Origin of the sequence: Rhizobium esperanzae, assembly GCF_002204185.1 — a bacterium.
Lineage (GTDB): Bacteria > Pseudomonadota > Alphaproteobacteria > Rhizobiales > Rhizobiaceae > Rhizobium > Rhizobium esperanzae.
In genome coordinates, this window is the sequence record NZ_MXPU01000005.1 from 38,626 (window position 1) to 54,343 (window position 15,718).

At 62.5% G+C, this 15,718-nt stretch carries 15 protein-coding genes and 1 pseudogene; 8 read left to right on the forward strand and 8 right to left on the reverse strand.

Annotated elements, in window-relative coordinates:
• Window position 1 precedes the first annotated feature (1 nt).
• The 6 genes from B5E41_RS08605 to B5E41_RS08630 all read right to left on the reverse strand — a co-directional run bounded on the left by B5E41_RS08605 (window position 2) and on the right by B5E41_RS08630 (window position 6,069).
• Complete coding sequence (locus tag B5E41_RS08605) at window positions 2-1,081, reverse strand: ABC transporter ATP-binding protein (protein ID WP_088392764.1); 1,080 nt, start codon at window positions 1,079-1,081, stop codon at window positions 2-4.
• Window positions 1,078-2,007 (reverse strand): PfkB family carbohydrate kinase, encoded by a 930-nt coding sequence (locus tag B5E41_RS08610; protein WP_088392766.1) that lies wholly within the window; start codon window positions 2,005-2,007, stop codon window positions 1,078-1,080. Before B5E41_RS08610 ends, B5E41_RS08605 begins: the two co-directional genes overlap by 4 nt.
• Window positions 2,008-3,027 carry an SIS domain-containing protein gene (locus B5E41_RS08615; RefSeq protein WP_088392768.1) on the reverse strand — a complete coding sequence of 340 codons (1,020 nt, stop codon included), beginning with the start codon at window positions 3,025-3,027 and terminating at the stop codon, window positions 2,008-2,010.
• A complete protein-coding gene (locus tag B5E41_RS08620; RefSeq protein WP_064804615.1) occupies window positions 3,024-3,869 on the reverse strand; it encodes a carbohydrate ABC transporter permease in 846 nt (281 codons plus the stop codon). The genes B5E41_RS08615 and B5E41_RS08620 overlap by 4 nt, the downstream gene beginning before the upstream one ends.
• Window positions 3,869-4,753, reverse strand: coding sequence for a carbohydrate ABC transporter permease (locus tag B5E41_RS08625; RefSeq protein WP_088392770.1), 885 nt, complete (start codon window positions 4,751-4,753; stop codon window positions 3,869-3,871). The genes B5E41_RS08620 and B5E41_RS08625 overlap by 1 nt, the downstream gene beginning before the upstream one ends.
• Window positions 4,754-4,830: 77 nt before the next feature.
• The gene (locus B5E41_RS08630; RefSeq protein WP_088392772.1) at window positions 4,831-6,069 is read right to left on the reverse strand and encodes an extracellular solute-binding protein; all 1,239 of its coding nucleotides are present in this window, start codon (window positions 6,067-6,069) and stop codon (window positions 4,831-4,833) included.
• A 224-nt stretch (window positions 6,070-6,293) separates the two neighbouring features.
• Here B5E41_RS08630 and B5E41_RS08635 point away from each other — a divergent pair, with 224 nt between their 5' ends.
• The 5 genes from B5E41_RS08635 to B5E41_RS08655 all read left to right on the forward strand — a co-directional run bounded on the left by B5E41_RS08635 (window position 6,294) and on the right by B5E41_RS08655 (window position 12,273).
• Entirely contained in the window at window positions 6,294-7,499 is a 1,206-nt protein-coding gene (locus tag B5E41_RS08635; RefSeq protein WP_088392774.1) for an ROK family transcriptional regulator, read from the forward strand.
• A 363-nt stretch (window positions 7,500-7,862) separates the two neighbouring features.
• The gene (locus tag B5E41_RS08640; RefSeq protein WP_088392776.1) at window positions 7,863-9,218 is read left to right on the forward strand and encodes an extracellular solute-binding protein; all 1,356 of its coding nucleotides are present in this window, start codon (window positions 7,863-7,865) and stop codon (window positions 9,216-9,218) included.
• A 123-nt stretch (window positions 9,219-9,341) separates the two neighbouring features.
• Window positions 9,342-10,226 carry a carbohydrate ABC transporter permease gene (locus B5E41_RS08645; RefSeq protein ID WP_088392778.1) on the forward strand — a complete coding sequence of 295 codons (885 nt, stop codon included), beginning with the start codon at window positions 9,342-9,344 and terminating at the stop codon, window positions 10,224-10,226.
• Window positions 10,227-10,236: 10 nt separating this feature from the next.
• Window positions 10,237-11,151 carry an ABC transporter permease subunit gene (locus B5E41_RS08650; RefSeq protein WP_088392780.1) on the forward strand — a complete coding sequence of 305 codons (915 nt, stop codon included), beginning with the start codon at window positions 10,237-10,239 and terminating at the stop codon, window positions 11,149-11,151.
• A 12-nt stretch (window positions 11,152-11,163) separates the two neighbouring features.
• Window positions 11,164-12,273, forward strand: a complete 1,110-nt coding sequence (locus tag B5E41_RS08655; RefSeq protein ID WP_088392782.1) for a sn-glycerol-3-phosphate import ATP-binding protein UgpC — start codon at window positions 11,164-11,166, stop codon at window positions 12,271-12,273.
• Window positions 12,274-12,289: 16 nt separating this feature from the next.
• Here B5E41_RS08655 and B5E41_RS08660 read toward each other — a convergent pair whose 3' ends face one another.
• A complete protein-coding gene (locus tag B5E41_RS08660; RefSeq protein WP_088392784.1) occupies window positions 12,290-12,763 on the reverse strand; it encodes a cupin domain-containing protein in 474 nt (157 codons plus the stop codon).
• A gap of 91 nt (window positions 12,764-12,854) precedes the next feature.
• Here B5E41_RS08660 and B5E41_RS08665 point away from each other — a divergent pair, with 91 nt between their 5' ends.
• Window positions 12,855-13,388: a carboxymuconolactone decarboxylase family protein gene (locus B5E41_RS08665; RefSeq protein ID WP_088392786.1), complete on the forward strand. Its 534-nt coding sequence runs from the start codon at window positions 12,855-12,857 to the stop codon at window positions 13,386-13,388.
• On the opposite strand, the pseudogene B5E41_RS08670 reads toward B5E41_RS08665, so the two are convergent.
• A pseudogene (locus tag B5E41_RS08670) lies at window positions 13,385-14,156 on the reverse strand (TIM barrel protein). The gene B5E41_RS08665 and the pseudogene B5E41_RS08670 sit on opposite strands and share 4 nt — an antisense overlap.
• A gap of 140 nt (window positions 14,157-14,296) precedes the next feature.
• On the opposite strand from B5E41_RS08670, the gene B5E41_RS08675 reads away from it, so the two are divergent.
• Complete coding sequence (locus B5E41_RS08675) at window positions 14,297-15,085, forward strand: SDR family NAD(P)-dependent oxidoreductase (RefSeq protein WP_064804597.1); 789 nt, start codon at window positions 14,297-14,299, stop codon at window positions 15,083-15,085.
• Between the two features lie 168 nt (window positions 15,086-15,253).
• Complete coding sequence (locus B5E41_RS08680) at window positions 15,254-15,718, forward strand: RrF2 family transcriptional regulator (RefSeq protein ID WP_064806299.1); 465 nt, start codon at window positions 15,254-15,256, stop codon at window positions 15,716-15,718.

Genomic DNA, 15,718 nt, shown 5'->3' on the forward strand with positions numbered 1-15,718 from the left:
TCTATTGCTCGCGGAGGCAACTGAGACCGGTTTGCGCATCGAAGAGATGCATCGCCTCCTCGTCAAAGAAGAGCGTGAGTTTTTCGCCGTCGCGGACCGGCGTGCGCGGCGGCAGGCAGGCCGTCAGCCGTTGGTTTCCCGCGAGGGCGGTGACGACGAGCTCCGGGCCGGTCAACTCCGCAACCTCCACGGTTGCCTCGAGCGAAGCCCCGGATCCAGCCGTGCGAAGCGCCTCGGGGCGGATGCCGAGAATGAGGTCGCGGCCATCGGCTGCCGCCTTGCCGAAGCGGACGGGCAGAGGCAGGCTGGTATCGGAACCCGAGAGCACCAGTCGATCATCTCGGATGGTTGCCGCCAGAAGGTTCATCGGCGGCGCGCCGACGAAGGTCGCGACATAGAGCGTCGCCGGACTGTTGTAGATCTCTTCCGGCGTGCCCAGCTGTTCGATGCGGCCGTCGCGCATGACGGCGATGCGGCTCGCCAGCGTCATCGCTTCGATCTGGTCATGGGTGACATAGACCACCGTCGTCTTCAGCATCTGGTGCAGCCGCTTGATTTCGGTGCGCATTTCCATTCGCAGCTTGGCGTCGAGGTTGGAGAGCGGCTCGTCGAAGAGGAACACCTCCGGCTTGCGCACCAGCGCGCGGCCGATCGCGACGCGCTGGCGCTGGCCGCCGGAGAGCTGGCTCGGCTTGCGATCGAGAAGATTTTCGATCTGCAGGAGCTTTGCGGCATCGCGCACCGCTTTGTCACGCTCGGGCGTCGGAACTTTACGCATTTCTAGGCCGAAGCCGATATTCCTATGCACCGTCAGATTGGGATAGAGCGCATAGGATTGAAAGACCATGGCAATGTCGCGGTCCTTCGGATGCACACGGAGCACTGAGCGGCCGCCAATCCTGATGTCACCGCTCGTCGCCTCGGCAAGGCCGGCGATGATGTTCAAGAGCGTTGACTTGCCGCAGCCGGAGGAACCGAGCAGTACGAGGAATTCGCCGCTTTCCAGGGAAATATCGATACCCTTCAGCGTCTCGACGTCGCCATAGGTCTTGCGGATATTTTCGATATCGAGCGCGCTCATGACTGTGGCTCCTGACGAGAGGTCGGGTCGCTATAGCTGCGGGGAAGCGTGGAGATGGCGCGAGAGGCGACCTCGGTTCCGGCCCTCAGGCAAGATATCAAAGGCTCATCCTTTGCCAGCGCTGCGAGAAAGGCGGCATTGAAGACATCGCCGGCGCCGATGGTATCGACTACCGCGACAATAGGCGCAGTCACCGTAGCCAGTTGGCCGTCAGCCCCGATCGCGATTGCGCCATCGGGGCCGCGCTTGACGACGACGATCGCACCTTGCGGCATATGCGAGCTGATGTGCCGGGCGGCTTCGATCGGATCGGCGATGCCGGCAAGCGTCGTCGACTCGACCTCGTTGAGCAGCGCGATGCGGCTGCGAGATAGCCAGGCCCGTGTCGCAGCGCAATTCTGCTCGGTCCAGCCGTCGAGCGGCCAGCGGGTATCGAGGGCGACGGCGATGTCGTGGCTCTCGGCCCAGTCGAAGAAGGCGTCATATTGGCGGGTCAGATCGTCGGTCAGGAAGCCGCCGCAGAGAAGCGCACAGCCGCCGCGCAGCTTTTCGCCGTCGATGACGGCGAAAACATCGGCGAGGCTGAAGCGCGGCAGATGGCCCCGCGTCGTGAAGAAGGTGCGCTCGCCGTCAGGATGGGTGATGCCGACGGAGAGGGTCGTTTGTTCGGGGCGCACCGGCCACTTCGCGGAACGGTGGCCGAAGGCTTCCGCCAGCCAGCGGCCGAACTGGTCGCTGCCGATATTGGCGGCGATCTCGAATTCGACCCCGAGCGCCTGCCAGGCGAGTGCGCTGTTGCCGGCCGATCCCCCGACCCTGAGCTCGTCGTGATCGACGATGATTTCCGTCCCGGCCTTCGGCCAGGGGGCGGCCGGTCCGAGGATCAGGTCGACATTGACGTTGCCGATGACTGCAAGCGGCCGCATTCATTCGCTCCGGGTAATCTTGGTGGATCGAACCGGCGTTCCGGCATTCTCGACGCGGGTGTCGGCAAAGCCGATCATCAGCCGCTGGGCAACCGGCAGCATGGCGAAGATCGCGGCAAGGCCTGTCGCCGGGGCAAAGCGGATTGTGGCGCCGGCCACCGGAGCTTCGGTCGATGCGTCAAAGAGGATGACGGGAGCGCCGGTCTCGACAGCAGACATCGCCATTGCTGTAACCAGGCCGGCGGTTTCATCCTGGCCGCGGAACAGCACGACGCCGATTTCCGGGCCGAGCATCTCCATCGGACCGTGGCGGAGCTGACCGCCTTCGAGCGAGAAGCAGGGGCGGCGCGACAATTCGGTCAATCCCAGGGCCAAGGCCTCGGCAACGCCCTGCAGACGGCGGCCCGAGGTGACGACGGTCGCAACATTTTCAAGTGCGGCGAGGGCGGCGGCGATGTCGTGGTCTTCAGGCGCTTCAAGGACAGAAAGCGCGGCTGCGGGATCTTCGCCGAGCGCGGCAAGGATTGCCAGATGCAGAGCAAAAGTCACCGTCAGACTGCGGGTGGCTGCGAAGGCAAGCTCGGAGCCGCCGCTGCCAACGAGCGATGGGGCGGTTCTTGCCAGGAAGGCGCCGGCTTCAAGCGTCAGGCCGAAAGTGTCCTCGGTGCCGCCGGTCTCGTTGAACCAACGCACGACCTCGGCACTTTCGCCCGACTGGGAGGTGACGAAGATCGTCCTGCCGGCGATCGGCAGCGGCTGGCCGAGCTGCTCGGAGAGCGGCAGGGCGATGGCGTCGATGCCGAGCGCGCGATAGAGCGGCTCGACGGCGCGGTTGACGGCATGTGAGCCGCCCATGCCGATCAGGAGCAGCCGCCCGGTCTTCTCAAGCGAGGCGGCGGCTCTTGCCGCCATCGGCCCGGCCGATTGATAAGAGGTGATTGCATCGGCGTGCTGGCGGGCCATTTCGCGATCGATCGCCTCAAGCCCGGCGGGTCGAATTCTTTCTGTTGTCATGTTCATCCCTTGACGCCGCCGCTGGTGAGCCCCGAGATCAGGGCGCGTTGCATGACGAGACCGATCAGTACCGGGGGCAGGGCGGCGAGCACGCCTGCCGTGGCGATCAGTCCGTAATCGGAAACGCGGCCGCCGGCGAGATCGGCGATGGCGACGGTCAGCGTCTTGGCGCGCTGGTCCGAAGTGAAGAGCAGCGCATAGAAAAATTCATCCCAGGCCAGCAGGAAGGCGAAGAGGCTCGAGGTCGCCACCACCGGGGCGGCAAGCGGCAGCGTGATGATCTTCAGCGTCTGAAACAGGCCGGCACCGTCGATCATCGCCGCCGATTCGATCTCGCGCGGGATGGAATCGAAGCCTGATTTCATCAGCCAGGTGGTGAAGGGCGCGAGGATCGTGAGATAGACAAGGGCGAGCCCGAAGACGTTGTTCAGCATCCCGAGATGGGAGAGGCCCATATAGAGCGGCACGGCGAGCGCCACCGGTGGCAGCATATAGGTCGCGATCACCATCGACAGCGACCAGCCGACGGAAGGTGTGCGCGACACTGCCCAACCGGCGGGAATTGCGAGCGCGATGGCGGCGATCGTCGCCATGCCGGCCACCTCGATGCTGTTGCGCAATGACGAGGTGAAAGCCGCGCCGGCGCTGTTTTCGAGCGTCGACAGCAGCACCTGGTATCGCGAGAAATCAATGGCTTGCGGCCACCAGCGCAGCGGCTTTGCGGCGAGATCGGCCGCCGGCGCGATGCTCATGATGAAAAGCCACAGGATCGGCGCCAGGATGACGGCGGCAAGCAGCAGCGCCGAGAGGTGAATGAAAGCGGAAAAGAGCGGGCTCCGGCGTTCCATCAGACGGCACTCCCGGCGGTCTTGCGCACAAGAGCCGCGTAGCCTGCGGCGAGCAGCGTCACCAGCAGCGTGACGATCAAGGCGAGCGATGCGCCCGAGCCTGCCCGCTGGAACGAGAAGGCTTCCTGATAGACGAGGATCGACAGCGTTCGGGTGCTGTTGGCCGGACCGCCGCGGGTCATCACCCAGATAATGTCGAACACCTTGAAGGCTTCGATCGTGCGCAGCACGAGCGCCACCATCAGCGGGCCGGCGAGATAGGGCAGGATGACGAAGCGGAAGCGGGCGAAGGGGCCGGCGCCGTCGACGAGCGAGGCGGCGGTGATGTCGCGCGGCACGGCCTGGAGCGCGGCAAGCGCGATCAATGCCACCAGCGGGAAGTTCTTCCAGCAGTCGGCGACGATGAGGGCAGCCAGCGCCGTGCCCGGCTCGCCGAGCCAGGAGCGATAGGCATCGAGCAGACCAAGCTGCGTCAGGGCGGCGTTGAGTGCACCGTATTCCGGATTGTAGATCAGCCGCCAGAGCGTGGCGTTGACGACGGTCGGCAGCGCCCAGGGCAGAATCATCAAGGCACGCAGCGCGGTGCGGCCGCGGAATTGCTGGTTCAGCAGGAGGGCGGCCAGCACGCCGATCACCATTTCAGCGGCCACAGAGACGATTGCGAACCACGCGGTGGTAACGAGCGTGCGCTGGAAATTAGAGCCGGAGAGCATCTTGGCGTAATTGTCGATGCCGACGAAATTGCCCGCGGTGCCGACGAGCTTGGCATCGGTGAAGGAGAGGCCGACGGTATCGACCAGCGGCCAGCCGATGACCGAGATCATGACCACGAGAAGCGGCAACATCAACAGCCACGCGCGCGTTGTCAGCCATGTGCCCGACATCGAGGCGACCCTTTTTCATTCTTAGATTATTGGAATCGAGCCGGGCGACGACAGCGCCGCCCAGGTTCATGCCGGGCTTAGAGGCCGCTGTTTTCGGCGGCCGACTTCAGTGCGTCCTCAGGCGTCGACTGGCCGAGCAGCGATTCCTGGATCGCCTGCTGCAGCGCCGTCGAAAGTTCCTGATATTTCGGCGTCGTCGGGCGCGGATACATGGCGGCAAGGCCGACCTTCGCGGCCGAGATCAGCTCTTCCTGGCCCTTGGTAACGGCCGGGTCCGCGTAGGAGGAGGCCCAGATCGGCAGGCTGAGCTTGGCGTAAGCGTTCTGTGTCGCCTGCGAGGTCATGAAGGTGATGTATTTCCAGGCCTCGTCGGGATGCTGGCTGGCGGAGGTGATGCCGAGGCCCATCGAGCCGTTGACGGCCGAAGCCTCGCTCTTGCCGGCTACCCCCGGGGCCGGCACGACGCCGACCTTGCCCGCGACCTTGCTGTCCTTCGGGTCGTTGGCCATGTTGTACATGTAGGTCCAGTTGAGGGCGAAGGCGGCATCGCCATTTTCGAAGACCTTGCGGACGTCCTCTTCCAGGAACTCCTTGGAGTTCGGGTTGGTCAGGCCTGACGTATAGCTGGCCACCATATATTTCAGGGCGTCAAGGCCACCACCGCTCTGGAAGGCAGGTTTGCCGTCCTTCAGGAAATCTCCGCCATAGGCGCTGACGAGCGTGGTGTAGTCGCAGATGGCGGCTTCGGCCTGCGACCAGCTCCAAGCGATCGGCGTGGCAAGCAGGCCCTTGTCCTTGATCATCTTTGCCTGTTCGGCCAGCTCGTCCCAGGTCTTCGGCGGGGCCTTGATGCCGGCCTTCTCCAGGATCTCCTTATTGTAGAACAGATATTTGGTGTCGAGGATCCACGGCATGCCGTAATATTTGCCGTCATACCGCACAGTGGTCCAGGCGCCCGGCAATACGCCCTTCTTCATCTCGTCGGTGATGCGCGAGGAGACGTCGACCAGCACCTTGTTGGTGGCGTATTCGGCCGGCCAGATGACATCGAAGAGGACGACGTCATATCCGCCGCCGGAACCCTGCGCCAGCACCGTCTTGTCGTGCAGGCCTTCATAGGGGACGAATTCGAGATTGACCTTGATATCGGGGTTCGCCTTGACGAAGGCATCGGTCATGGCGCGCACATCGGCCTCGCTGTAAGCGGCCTGCGCCATGAAAAGCGCGTTCAGCGTCGTTTCGGCGAAAGCATGCGGTGCAAGAGATGCGCCGATCAAGGCCGCACCCAGAAGCGTCTTGGTAAGGGATTTCAGCATTGCAGCCTCCAGTTTTTGACATTTACGCGTGGCCGAGAGCGGATTTTCGCCGTCGGTTTTCGAGACGGCACACTTGAAAAACGTGCCGGTTCGTCATCTCGGAGCGTCGTTGGAGGCCCTGTGCGGCTTCCTGCGTTCCCTGGAACTCTTCAGTCCCTTATTAAGTCAATTATCTTGACTTATTACTTCTTCAACATTCTACTGGAGTCAAGAGGCAATTGCACATGAATGACAGCAGGCCGATCCGGGCCAAGAGCGGCACCAATCACGAAGGCACCAGCGCGCATAACAGGCGTGTGATGATCGATGCCCTGAGGATCAACGGTGCGCTCTCGCGCGCAGATCTGGCGCGGGCGACACGGCTGACCAAGCAGACGGTGTCGAATATTATCGAGGAACTCGAGCGTGACGGTCTCGTCAATTCGCAGGAGGCGGTGCGAAAGGGCAGGGGCCAGCCCTCTACGCCCTATCGGCTCGTTCCCGAGGGCGCCTTTGCGATCGGCCTGCAGATCGACCGGCATGTGACGCGGGCGGTCGCCGTCGATCTCCTCGGCAGCGTTCTCGTGCGCGCTGAGGCCGGTTTGCCGCCGGGAGGCCCGTCGACCGGAGCGAAGGTCATTCTCGATCTCGTCGCCGGCGTGCGTTCGAAGCTGGCCGGGATCGTCCAGCAATCGGAGACGCGGCTGGTCGGCCTCGGCGTTGCGATGCCCGGCCCGTTCGGGATCGACGGCAGCGGCGACGATCCATGGATGATGGGGGCCTGGCAGAAGTTTCCGCTGCTTGAAACCCTGACCGCAGGCACCGGGCTCGATGTCGGCCTGCAGAACGATGCCGCCGCGGCTGCAACTGCCGAGCGCATGGTGGGCGCCGCCCACGGCCTCGACCATGCCGTCTGCCTCTTTGTCGGTTACGGCATCGGCGCCGGCCTCATTTTAAACGGCGAACTCTATCGCGGCGCCAACGGCAATGCCGGCGAGATCGGCATGGCGCTGCTCTTTGCCGAGGGCAAATCGACGCCGCTCGAACATCGCGCTTCGCTCGCCTCGCTTTACCAATATCTCTCGGCCGATCCCGCCGATCCCGATTTGCATGCACACATCAATGACCTCGCCTCGGGGGGCGATCCAGGCATCGACACCTGGATCGAAACGGCGGCTGCTGACCTGCGCTGGAGCATCCATCTGATCGAAACGATCTTCGATCCGCAGACGGTGATCCTCTGCGGCAGCGCACCCGAGGCATTGGTGAACAGGTTGATTGCGGCCATCGGCCCGTTGTTGCCCTCGATCGCCGAACGGCGCGGCCGGACGCTGCCGCGTCTGCAACCCGGCATGGCCGATCCGTGGTCGGTGGCGCTCGGTGCTGCCGCCGGACCGATCGGCCGGGCATTCGATCCGCATTTTGCTGCAATCTTGAAGGACTCCCGCTGATTTAGACGCTGAAACCGGGCGTTGCACAGCAGTGCAACGGCAGAAAAATGGTCACTCTTTGAAAGTTTCAAGCGACCATAGCAGCGAATAGAGAGGCGCTTGTGAAGTATAGGCAAATATTGAAAATCATTGAAATTTATAGGGATTCTGGTATAGATATGATTATTCGGCAGTGCGCTGGGGTGGTTGGCGAGGCTTCCTTTAATATAGCCTTCAGCCGTGGCAAATAACATCCGCATGAAGGTTTCGTGACGGCACGATTTTGGTCGTTTCATGTCATGGAATATTCATTGGCCGCGGCAATTTGGACCAGCTAATAGGGCGTGCGCTGAAAGTGCGCGTCCTTTTACGTTCGAGGTTCTCATGCAAGCCAAGCTTCTCGGCGCCGTTGGCGCCCTTCTCGCTACAGCGTTTCTTGCTGGTCCCGCTGCCGCCGCCGAAAAGACCAAGATTGACTTCTGGTTCGGCAATTCCGGTGACATCGCCAAGCGTGTCCAGGAGCAGTGCGATCGCTTCAACCAGTCGCAGGGCGACTATGAAGTCGTCTGCACCAGCCAGGGCAGCTACGATGCTTCCCTGCAGAATACGATTGCCGCTTTCCGCGCCGGCAAGCAGCCGACCATCGCTCAGGTCTCCGACGCCGGAACCCTCGACATCATGCTCTCTGGCGCCTTCTATCCGGCTAACCAGCTGATGGCCGACATGGGCTACACGGTCGACTGGAAAGATTACTTCTCCGGTATCGCAAACTACTATGCGACGTCCAAGGGTGAGATGTATTCCTTCCCCTTCAACTCGTCGACCGCTCTGCTCTATTGGAACAAGGACGCCTTCACCAAGATCGGCAAGGACCATGCTCCGGCCACCTGGCAGGAAGCCGGTGAAGACTTCAAGGCTCTGAAGGACGCCGGCTATGCTTGCCCGCTCGCCTTCGATATCTCAAATAACGAAGTCTGGCAGTACATCGAGCAGTTCGAAGCCGTCAACGGCGAAGCGATCGCGACAAAGAAGAACGGTTTCGAAGGTCTCGACGCCGAGCTGGTGTTCAACAAGAACCCGCTTCTCGTCAGCTACATCAAGGACCTCAAGTCCTGGTACGACAACAAGCTCGCCGTCATCAAGAACAAGGCCGTCGGCCAGACCTTCGTCGAAGCCTTCGCTGCCGGCGATTGCCAGGTCATCCTGACCTCGGTCGGCGACCACGGTAATATTGGCCGAACCGCCAAGCAGGGCATGAACTGGGGGGTTTCGATGCTGCCGACCTATGGCAACGCAACCCGCCACAGCTCCTATGTCGGCGGTGCTTCGCTCTGGGTCCTGAAGGGCCACTCGGACGCTGAGTACAAGGTTGCCGCTGCCTTCTTCAACTTCATCGCCAAGCCGGAAGAAGCGCTGACCTGGTCGACCGTGACCGGCTATATCCCGGTTCGCAACTCCGGCTTCGAATATCTGAAGAAGCAGGGCTTCTACGACAAGGCTCCCTATGCCGGCCGCGAACTGGCGATCCAGAGCCTGACCGCATCGCCTGCCAGCGACACGGCTCCGCACGGCATCCGGCTCGGCGGCCTGCTGCAGGTCCGCACCGAAATCGCCAACGGCCTGCAGGCGATCTTCGTCAACAATGCCGACGTCCAGGCTTCGCTCGACGGTGCTGCCGACCGCGGCAACCAGCTGCTGCGCCGCTTCCAGCAGACCTACAAGAACGTTCAGCTTCCCTGATCGACCGATATGAGCCACACCCGGCCCGCCTTGCGTGCCGGGTGTGGCTTTGTACAGTCATACCGGCTGGGAGGCGAACTCGCCGCCCGCACCTAAAGCAAACCAGGCCGAAAACGACCACCCATGGAAAAGCGCGTCACTTTCTCCTCGACGACGATCGGACTGCTCTTCGCGTTTCCGATGCTGCTGCTGATCTTCGTCTTCTTCTATTGGCCGAGTGCGCAGGCGCTCTATTGGGCGTTCACGCTCGAGCAGCCATGGGGCGGCGGCAATGCCTGGGTCGGTTTCGACAATTTCAAACAGCTGCTCAGCGACCCGATCTACTGGGAATCGATCAGCCGCAGCATGATCTTCGGTTTCAGCTCGACGGCGATTGCCATGGGAATGGCGCTGATCCTGGCGCTGTTGACGGATCGTGAGCTGCGCGGCCATAAAATCTATCGGTCGGTCTTCATCTGGCCCTATGCGATTGCCGCTCCCGCCCTCGGTCTCGCCTTCCGCTTCATCCTGGCGCCGGAGGCCGGCCTCCTCTCAGTTATCAACCACGTCTGGCCCGGCCTCTGGAACCCGGCCCTCGACGGCAAGGACGCGATGATCGCCGTGATCATCGCCTTTTCCTGGAAATATATCGGCTATAACTTCATCTTCTTCCTTTCGGCTCTTCAGGGCATCCCGCGTTCGCTGATCGAAGCGGCCGCCATGGACGGATCGGGGCCGCTGCGACGCATGTGGGACCTCCAGCTGCCGCTCTTGACGCCCACCTTGTTTTTCCTGCTCGTGATCAACATCACCGAAAGCTTCCAGGATTCCTTCGGCATCGTCGACGTCATGACGCAGGGCGGTCCTGCCCGGGCGACGGAATTGATGGTCTACAAGATCTATTTCGACGGCTTCCGAGGGCTCGATTATTCGGGTGCTGCCGCCCAGTCGATCATCCTCATGGTGCTCGTCGTCCTGCTCACCGTCTTTCAGTTCCGCTTCATCGAGCGGCGCGTGCACTACAAGTGAGGCCGCTGACATGATCGAACGTACGCCGATATTCAACTTTATCTGCTACACGATACTCGCGCTCGGCATGGTGATCGCGCTTCTGCCTTTCGTCATCGTCATCATCGCATCGACGCTCGATCTGGAGACGGTCAACCGCGTGCCGCTGCCGCTGACCCCGGGTTCACATTTCTGGGAAAATGCACACGCTGCCTGGATCCGGGCCGATCTCGGCAACAAGCTGATCCACAGCATCATCTTCGCGACCGCGGTCGGCGCCGGCAAGGTGATCCTTTCCGCCATGGCTGCCTTCTCGATCGTCTACTTCCGCTTCCGCGGCCGGCATCTGATCTTCTGGATCATCTTCATCACGTTGATGCTGCCGCTCGAAGTCCGCATCGTGCCGACCTATTCGATTGCGGCCAATGCGTTGGCGCCGTTCCAGGCGATCCTCGACGTCACGGGAATTACCGCGCTGGTCGCCTGGCTGTCCGGCATCCAGATCAAGCTCGAATGGGGCCTTTTGAATTCCTATACCGGCTTGGTGGCGCCGCTCGTCGCCACCGCCACCGGTACCTTCCTTTACCGCCAGTTCTACCTGACCGTCCCGGACGAGCTTGCCGAGGCGACGAAGATGGACGGCGCCGGCGCCGTACGATTTTTCGTCGATATACTGCTGCCGCTGTCGCGGTCGAACATGATCGCGCTTTTCACCATCATGTTCGTCTGGGCCTGGAACCAGTATCTCTGGCCGCTGCTCGTCACCACCGATCCGAATTTCGGCATTGCGGTGACGCAGTTGAAGACCCTCATCCCGTCCGAATTCGGCCTGCCCGACTGGAATGTCGCCATGGCCGGAACCCTGATCATCATGTCGCCGCCGTTGCTGCTCGTCATCCTGATGCAGCGCTGGTTCGTGCGCGGCCTTATCTCCACCGAGAAGTGAAGGAGCAGTCCTGTGGCACCGATCTCAATCCGTGATGTGAAGAAGAGCTACGGCAAGCATCCCGTCGTTCACGGCGTCGACCTGGAGATCCAGTCCGGCGAATTCATCGTCATTCTCGGCCCGTCCGGCTGCGGCAAGTCCACGCTGCTGCGCATGATCGCCGGCCTCGAGGAAATCAGCGGCGGCGAAATCGCCATCGACGGCCGCGTCGTCAACCAGATGGAGCCGCGCGAGCGTGGCTGCGCCATGGTGTTCCAGAACTACGCGCTCTATCCGCATATGACCGTCGCCGAGAATATCGGCTACGCCTTGAAGGTGGCGGGTGTGGCGAAGGCCGAGCGCAGCCGGCGAATCGCCGAGGTCGCCAAGGCGCTGAGCCTCGAGCCCTTCCTCGACCGCAGACCGGCCGCCCTTTCCGGCGGCCAGCGCCAGCGCGTCGCCATGGGCCGCGCGATGATCCGCGAGCCGAAGGTCTTCCTGTTCGACGAACCGCTATCGAACCTCGACGCCAAGCTGCGCATCGCCATGCGCGCCGAAATCCGCCGCCTGCACCGCCGCCTCGGCGCCACTTCGATCTTCGTCACGCACGATCAGACCGAGGCGATGACGCTGGCCGACCGGCTGGTGGTGATGAACGGCGGAAGGGTGGAGCAGGTCGGCGCGCCGGAAGAGGTCTATCACCGACCGGTATCGCGCTTCGTCGCCGGTTTTGTCGGCACGCCGGCGATGAACCTGCTCGAAGGCACCATCAACGACGAGGGCGTCTTCGTCTATGATCAGAGCCGCAAGATCGCGCTGCCGCGCGAGCGCGCCGCCCCGCTGAAAGGCAAACGCGTCGTGCTCGGCATGCGCGCCGAGGCCGCCCGGCTGGTGGCACCGGATGCGCCCGGCGCTCTGGTGGCAACGGCCGATTTCATCGAAGAGCTCGGCGCAAGCCGCGTCGTGCATGCCGATTTCGACGGACTGCCGTTCGCCGTAGCGCTGACCGAGTCGGTGAGCGTCAAGTCGGGCGATCCGATCGGCATCGCGATCGATCACAACGCGATCCACCTCTATGCCGCCGATACCGGCCGGCTCATCGAGAACTCCGCAATGAGCGGCGCCGGCACGGTTCACGCCTGACCGGCCCATAGCTGCGTCAGCGGTGGATCGGATCGATCCAGGGGACGTCTTCCGGTTTTTCCACGGGCTCGATGTCGAGATTGACGACGACGGGTTCCTGGCCTGAGCGGACGAGCACGCATTCCAGCGTCTCGTCGCGGCTGGCATTGATCTCCTGGTGCGGGACGTAGGGCGGGACATAGATGAAATCGCCGGGGCCGGCCTCGGCGGTATATTCCAGATGCTCGCCCCAGCGCATGCGGGCCTTGCCCTTGACGACGTAGATGATGCTTTCGAGATCGCCGTGATGATGGGCGCCGGTCTTGGCGTTGGCATGGATCGTCACCGTGCCCGCCCAGATCTTCTCGGCGCCGGCGCGCGCATGGTTGATCGCGGTCGCGCGGTTCATGCCCGGGGTCTGCGCGGTGTTCGGGTCGAGCGAATTGCCGGGAATGACCTTGACGCCGTGTTTGCGCCAGTCGATGTGAGAATGCTCGTGGTCGCCGCTCATGCCTAGCCTCCGCCTTGATCGGGTCAGTCTAGGCGGGAGTACCGCGACGGCCAAGCGGATTTACCTTGATACAGCAGAAAGAGCGGAGCCGATGAGCCATCTCCCGCAGATCGATTACGACACCGCTTCGCCAGAAGTTCGCGCGGCGCATGATGAAGAAATCAGGCTGCGCGGGCGCATGACCAACATGAAGCGGACGCTCCTCCATTCGCCGGTCGCCCATCGCATTTATGCCGAGTGGTTCACGCTGCGGGCCGAGCTTGATCCTGTCATCAGCGACCGCGAGATCTGGATCTTCTCGCATGCGATCTCGAAGGCGGCGAAATCCAAGATCGCCATCACCTTCTTTCGCCGTGCCTTGATCAACAAGGGCTTCGATCCTGACACGCTGGAGCTTTCCGAAGCGGAAACGCTGCTCGCCGCCTTCGGTAAGGCAATCGTCACCGATTCCAACGCCGTTCCGGCCGATCTCTGGGCAAAGCTGAAAGAGCGCTACGATACCAAGGCGCTCGTCGATCTCGTCGCCTTCGCCGGCATCATGCTGGCGACCGCCGTCTTCAACAATGTCGTCGAGGTGGAATTCGACCCGGAGCTTGAGGCCTTCGCAGAAGGCGCCGGTTCCTAGCCGCCAAGCGAGGCGATCGCGGCTTTGACCGCGTCCGCGCCCGATCTGGTCGGCCGGTATTCGAGGCCGATGGCGCCGGCATAGCCGTTGGCGAAGATCCCGTCGAGGCGATGGGCGAGGTCGATGCCGCCGGAGCCCGGTTCGTTGCGGCCGGGATGATCGGCGACGTGGACGTGGAAAACACGGTCGAGACGGCCGTCCAGCACCTCTTCGGTGCGTTCATCCATCACGGCGGAATGGTAGATGTCATAGACGATGCCGATCTCGGGGCGGGCGACGTCGTCGACGATGTCGAGGCCTTCGCGGGTCGAATCGAGGAAATAGCCGACGTGGTCGATGCGGATGTTGAGCGGCTCGACGCCGAGGCGGACACCGCTGCCTTTGAGGATGTCGGCGCCTGCTTTCAGTGTTTCGGTCAGCGCCTTGCGCTGTTCTTCACGGCTGCGTCCGGGGAGATCGTCGCCGGCCTGGGCGATCAGCACCGGCGCGCCGAGGCGTTTGGCGATTGTGACGGAATCGGCAAGTGCCTTTCAGCCAGGCCTGCCGGTTGGCGGCATCGGTCAGCGCGATCATCGGCTCGGCGACGAGGCTGGTGACGGCAAGGCCGGTTTCCTTCAGAGCCGCCTCGATCGCATCCAGATCCTTGTCGGTCCAGCGCCAGAATTCAACCGCCGTCAGGCCGCCAGCATGGGCGCGACGGACGCGGTCGGCAAAGCTGTCGCCGTCTTCGGCAAACAGCCATTCTATGCAGGCTGAATAACGTCGCATGAAAATTCCTCCCGGTGCGGATGCAGGCTGCGACAGAACCGGGCCTGCCGCAAGAGGCGTTTGGGTGCTTGACGCCCGGATTCATTGGCGGAACACTCGTCTCATAGGGTCGGGGTCGCCGGCTGCTTCGGGAGGAAGACATGGATCTGGGATTGAAGGGAAAGATCGCCGTCATAACAGGTGCGTCGGTCGGCATCGGGCTGGCGATCGCCGAGGGACTGGCGGCTGAGGGCGTGGACCTCGTGCTGGCTGCGCGCGGCGGCGAACGGCTGGAGGCGGAGGCCGTCCGCATTGGCGAGAAATTCGGCGTCAGCACCACAGCCGTCGCCGCCGACGTTGCGACGGCTGCGGGAACGGAGGCGATCATTGCGGCGGCTGCCGAAAAGGGCGGCGCCGATATCCTCATCAACAATGCCGGTACCGGATCGAACGAGACCGTCATGGAGGCGCCGGATGAGAAATGGCAGGCCTATTGGGACCTGCATGTGATGGCCGCCGTCAGGCTTGCGCGCGGCATCGCGCCGCAGATGAAGAAACGCGGCGGCGGGGTGATCCTGCATAATGCCTCGATCTGCGCCGTCCAGCCGCTCTGGTACGAGCCGATCTACAATGTCAGCAAATCGGCGCTGATGATGTTTTCAAAGACGCTCTCGACCGAACTCATCCAGGACAATATCCGCGTCAACTGCATCAATGCCGGCCTGATCCTGACGCCCGACTGGATCAAGACCGCCAAGCAGCTGACGGCCGAAAGCGGCGGAAACTGGGAAGGCTACCTGCAGAGCGTTGCCAATGAACACGCTGCATCCAAACGCTTCGGCACGCCGGAGGAACTGGCGAACGTTTTCGTCTTTCTGAGTTCGGAGCGGGCGAGCTACTGCATCGGATCGACCTATTTCGTCGATGGCGGCATGCTGAAGACGATTTGATCGAAGCTGTCGCAGCATGGCAAGCCTGTTCTTCGCGAGACTGCCGGCCGGCCGAGATGTTGCCGATACAAGCTATAAATATTAGCTATTTTGTTGTATCTTCACGCTTTCGACGTTATTTGCCTGCTATTGGCGGACGAATATTGCGATTTCCAAAAGGCGACGACGATGCTGACGAAGAAGGGAAAATACGGCCTGAAGGCACTGGTCGATCTGGCGCGTCTGGCGCCGGGCGAGACCGCCTTCATCAATGACGTCGCGGCGCGCAACAATATTCCGAAGAAGTTTCTCGACACGATCCTGCTCGAGCTGCGCAATGTCGGTATCCTGCGTTCAAAGAAGGGGCCCGGCGGCGGGTATTCTCTCTCGCGGCCGGCTTCCGAGATCCGCATCGGCCATGTCATCCGCACGCTCGATGGTCCGCTGGCGCCGATCCGCTGCGCCAGCCGCACGGCTTACGAGGCTTGCGACGACTGCGCCGACCCGGAAACCTGTCAGGTGCGGCGTTCGATGACCGACGTTCGGGATGCGATCGCCGCCATTCTGGACAATATGACTCTCGACCAATTCGTCGCAGCCGGCGGCCGCATTGAAGAAACCGGCGACGAATTGCCGATCTCCGCTGCCAGCTGA